This window comes from Flavobacterium sp., from assembly GCF_029242675.1.
Lineage (GTDB): Bacteria > Bacteroidota > Bacteroidia > Flavobacteriales > Flavobacteriaceae > Flavobacterium.
Genome location: NZ_JAQWTM010000297.1, coordinates 1 through 4,341 on the forward strand (window position 1 = coordinate 1; position 4,341 = coordinate 4,341).

At 34.3% G+C, this 4,341-nt stretch carries 5 protein-coding genes and 1 tRNA gene; 5 read left to right on the forward strand and 1 reads right to left on the reverse strand.

The window, feature by feature from the left end; all coding sequences use genetic code 11:
- The 3 genes from P8M54_RS10785 to P8M54_RS10795 form a co-directional block, all read left to right on the forward strand.
- A partial coding sequence (locus tag P8M54_RS10785; protein ID WP_300287852.1) for a BlaI/MecI/CopY family transcriptional regulator occupies window positions 1-215 on the forward strand: 215 nt, incomplete at its 5' end.
- A gap of 37 nt (window positions 216-252) precedes the next feature.
- Window positions 253-2,034 carry a M56 family metallopeptidase gene (locus P8M54_RS10790; protein ID WP_300287853.1) on the forward strand — a complete coding sequence of 594 codons (1,782 nt, stop codon included), beginning with the start codon at window positions 253-255 and terminating at the stop codon, window positions 2,032-2,034.
- Window positions 2,035-2,097: 63 nt separating this feature from the next.
- Complete coding sequence (locus tag P8M54_RS10795; protein WP_300287854.1) at window positions 2,098-2,238, forward strand: SsrA-binding protein; 141 nt, start codon at window positions 2,098-2,100, stop codon at window positions 2,236-2,238.
- On the opposite strand, the gene P8M54_RS10800 is transcribed toward P8M54_RS10795, so the two are convergent.
- Window positions 2,235-2,747, reverse strand: coding sequence for an adenine phosphoribosyltransferase (locus P8M54_RS10800; RefSeq protein ID WP_300287856.1), 513 nt, complete (start codon window positions 2,745-2,747; stop codon window positions 2,235-2,237). The genes P8M54_RS10795 and P8M54_RS10800 overlap by 4 nt on opposite strands.
- A gap of 93 nt (window positions 2,748-2,840) precedes the next feature.
- Here P8M54_RS10800 and P8M54_RS10805 point away from each other — a divergent pair.
- Window positions 2,841-2,914 (forward strand) — tRNA-Arg (locus tag P8M54_RS10805).
- A 223-nt stretch (window positions 2,915-3,137) separates the two neighbouring features.
- Window positions 3,138-4,043 carry a DUF6268 family outer membrane beta-barrel protein gene (locus P8M54_RS10810; protein WP_300287857.1) on the forward strand — a complete coding sequence of 302 codons (906 nt, stop codon included), beginning with the start codon at window positions 3,138-3,140 and terminating at the stop codon, window positions 4,041-4,043.
- The last annotated feature ends 298 nt before the right edge of the window (window positions 4,044-4,341 follow it).

Genomic DNA, 4,341 nt, shown 5'->3' on the forward strand with positions numbered 1-4,341 from the left:
ATGTGGCACATAATGCCTATGGGAACACGCATCAGTACTACCCTATTGTTCCTATTGAGGACTACCGAAAACGATTTATGAGTACTGCAATTGATACTTATTTTAATAGCTCGTACAAAAATATGGTTTCGTTTTTTGCCAAAGAAGAAAAAATATCCGCTGCAGAATTAAGAGAAATTTTGGCAATGATTGAGAATCAGGATGAAACCAAATAATTGTGTACATTTAAAGTCTACTTAAACAGCTCTATACATGGAACTTATTGCAATTTATCTACTTAAATCGTGTGGCTTGCTACTGTTGTTTTTTGCAGCGTATCACTTTTTGTTGCGCAAGGAAACATTTTTCACTGCTAACAGATGGTTTTTAGTAGCGGGTTTAATAACCTCCGTCATTTTACCATTGGTCGTATTTACTACAATTGTTTGGGTAGAACCCAATCCCGAACCTTTTGACTGGTCTAAAATGCCCGTGAGAGCAATAGCCGAGGAGGATACTACCGAAAGATATATTTATTTTAGTTTAGCATTGCTGTATACTGTGGGAGTTTTAGGTTTGTTAACAAAATTCGGATTTGACTTTTACAGCCTTCGCAAACTTTTTAAAGGACAGCCTTCAACGAAAAAAGCCAACTTTGTCCTGATTGATAGTAGTGAAAATCGCGCGCCTTTCTCTTTTTTCAAAACCATTGTCTATAATTCAGCACTTTATAATGCTTCCGAACTTCAAAATATTTTAGAACACGAAAAAGTGCACAGCGAACAATACCACTCAGTAGACGTTTTACTGTCTCGACTATTTTGTATTCTTTTTTGGTTCAATCCGGTGGTGTGGTGGTACAAAAAAGCAATCATTCAAAATTTGGAATTCATTGCAGATAGCGTGGCATTGAAAAGAATAACCGACAAAAAAGCCTATCAAATTACCTTACTAAAAATAACAACCCAAGAGCAATGTGTTGCACTTGCCAATCCTTTTTATCAATCATTAATCAAAAAACGAATCGTTATGTTAAACAAAAATCAATCTCACAAAAGAAATTCTTGGAAGTACGCTACTGTTGTACCCGCACTAATAGGATTTATGTTATTGTTTCAAGTAGAAGTCGTGGCGCAAGAAAAAGCACCAAAAGAAACTAACAAAACTACATACAATACTGTTTCGAGCGCAGTTGAAGTTATGCCGACTGACAGCATTAAAAAAATGAAAACTGCTGTAACTTCATCAGAAACTACCAATACGATTACTGCTGAAACAGAAATTTATATCAATGGAAAAAAAGTTTCTAAGCAAGAATTAGATGCTACCGATGCAGCAACTATTGCAACGATGAATGTCACGAAAAACAATGGTAAAAATACTATTGAGATTATTACTAAAGACAACAAAAATACTTCCTCATTCACATTTGAAACAAAGACGGCTTCGGAAGAATTAGATGTTGAAAAAATAGATCCTACTAATTTGACAGGAGCTAAGGGACCACGAGGAAGCTATACAGTAACATCAATTTCCACTTCGTCAGATAAAAATACGCTCCCTACTAATGTAACATACTTTGTAAACGGAAAAAAAGTAAGCCCACTTGAAGCCGAAAGTCTGAGTCCAAATGATATAACCTCTGTTGATGTAGATAAAAATACGGGAACCAATAAAAATGCCGTTCGTATCGTAACCAAAAATTACGTCTATAACAAAGTAAATGTACCTGAACCGCCTACTCCACCAACACCGCCTACTTTTAACTTTAAAACTCCAAAAGCTCCCAATTTCCCCAAAGCACCTCTAGCACCCAAAGGTTCACCTAGCACGGGAGATAAAAAAGAATGGGCTGATTTTAACAAAAAAATGGAAGAGTTCGAGAAGAAAATGAAAGCCATCGAGCCGGAGATAGCTGCTTTTGACAAAAAAATGGCCGAATTTGATAAGCAAATGGAACCTTTTAATGCCAAGATGAAAGTTTTTGAAAAAGAAATGGAAGTATATGAAAAGCAAATGAAAGCCTATCAAGCTAAAATCAAAGCTAATAAATAATCACATAAAAATGCCGCTCCATCAAAGAGCGGCATTTTTTATATCTTTGTCAAAAATAAAAGTATGTTTAAAATTCTGGCACACCTCAACCGCTTATTGCTTCCTAGTTTCACCAAGCAAGGTTTAGATTTGGCTAAAGCCAAAAAATGGCAAATGGCAATCATTGGATACCGCTATTATATTACTACGAGAGCAATAGACTAATAGTTTATCGCAGCAAAAATAGGGTAGGTACCTAATTTATCCCTTCCGTTTAAAAACGACAACTCCATTATAAAATTAAGTTGTACAATCTCACCACCAAGTCGCTCTACTAATTCGCAAACCGCTTTAGCGGTACCTCCTGTAGCCAAAACATCATCGTGAATTAGAATTCGGTCGCCTTTTTGAATGGCGTCACTATGCATTTCTAATGTATCTGAACCATATTCTAAATCATAACTAGCAGCAATAGTATCAAACGGTAATTTATTAGGTTTACGAACAGGAATAAAGCCTGCATTTAGTTCTTGCGCCAACAACATCCCAAAGAAGAAACCACGGCTTTCTACTCCAATTACTTTATCTATTTGCTTGCCTTTTACCGAATCGACTAGTATTTGCAAGCATTCTTTACTAGCGGTGGCATCAATTAATAAAGGAGTAATGTCTTTGAACACAATTCCTTCTTTTGGAAATCCTTGAATATCACGTATATACTTTTTTAAAGCCATTTTTTTTAAATTTTATCGAATAATATGCTTGCAATTTACACATTTATACTTATATTTGCACCCGCAATCAGGTTATTATTAACCGTTGCAAATGGCCTTGTGGCGCAACTGAATAGCGCACTTGATTACGGCTCAAGAGGTTACTGGTTTGAATCCAGTCAAGGTCACAAAACCCCAACAGATGTTGGGGTTTTTTTTATGCATTATAAAATTCAAAACTGTTTAGATACGAGGGTGCAACAAATATAAAGTAGGCTCTTTTATATATTTAGAATCGTAACCTTTTTTAACACGAACAGATCTCCATTTTCCTCTAGCCATAAATATAATTTTAGTTTTGACGTTTGTGAATAAACTAATTAGTATTTCTAAATAGTCTACATTTACTACATGAAAAATAAATCACTGCTACTATTGTTTCTTCTTTTACCGATGCTGATTAATGCACAGCAATATGTTGACGTTGCTGATATTAGCTATTCTAAAACCGGTGCTACTCCTTATATTAACAGTGATAAAAGCACCACAATTTCAATTTTTGATTCTAAAATACTTTTGCCAGTTGTTTTAAATGAAAAAACAGCTCTAATAACGGGTTTCGATTTTAACATTAAAAAATTTCAATTGTATCCTGATGCTGAGTACAACACCTTATACTATACTCGTCTAAAATTAGGTTTTACAACACAGCATTCAAAAAAATGGTCTGGTATTTATGTTTTACTTCCTATACTTTCCTCTAACTATAAAAAAATTGGAACTGATGATATTTACATGGGAGGAATTGCTGTATTGACCTATAAAAAAAGTACTAATTTCAATTATAAATTTGGACTATATGCAGGCAATGAAGCGTATGGATTGTATGTTACACCGTTAGTTGGTATGTATTATAAAAGCCTCGATGCTCGTTTTGAGTTTACTGCTTTGATTCCGGGCTTGTTTGACGTGAACTATGGTCTTTCAAACACCACTAGAGTTGGGCTGGATTACAAGGGTAACTCTGAAACTTTTAAAATTCATACCGAAAATACTCCATTAACCTATACCGAGAATAATACACTAGAATTCTCAACTTACGTGCAAAATAATTCTTTGACCAAAAATTTGCTCTTGCGATTAAAGCTTGGTGTTGAAACCAATACCTATGATGTTTATGCCGTAGATGATAAGATAGGACTCGCGATTACCCCTTTTCGCATTGGCGACAATAGAACCAAACTGAATACCAACCTTGAGACAAGTGCTTTTTTAAAGGTACAAGCTATTTATAGGTTTCCGATAAGTACGAATTAGTAGGAAGACTTCTTTGCGTTTTATAAAACAAAAAAGAAAGCGTTTTATAGGTTAACTTTTTAATGCAACATTGTTTTTTCTAAAAAGAAATTACCTCTTTAAAGAGAACGATTTTAAAACAAAAAAACCTCGTTCAACTTGGTTAAACGAGGCTGGAAAAAAATAAATTGTTAGTTAAGAGAGTCGGAAATTTTTTTCCGACTTTTTTAGTTTTTGCTTGAAAGTTATTGACAAAAAAAGATAATAAATTTAACACAAAAGGTACTTGTAGTGTGGAACAAACTTATATTTTTGCGAT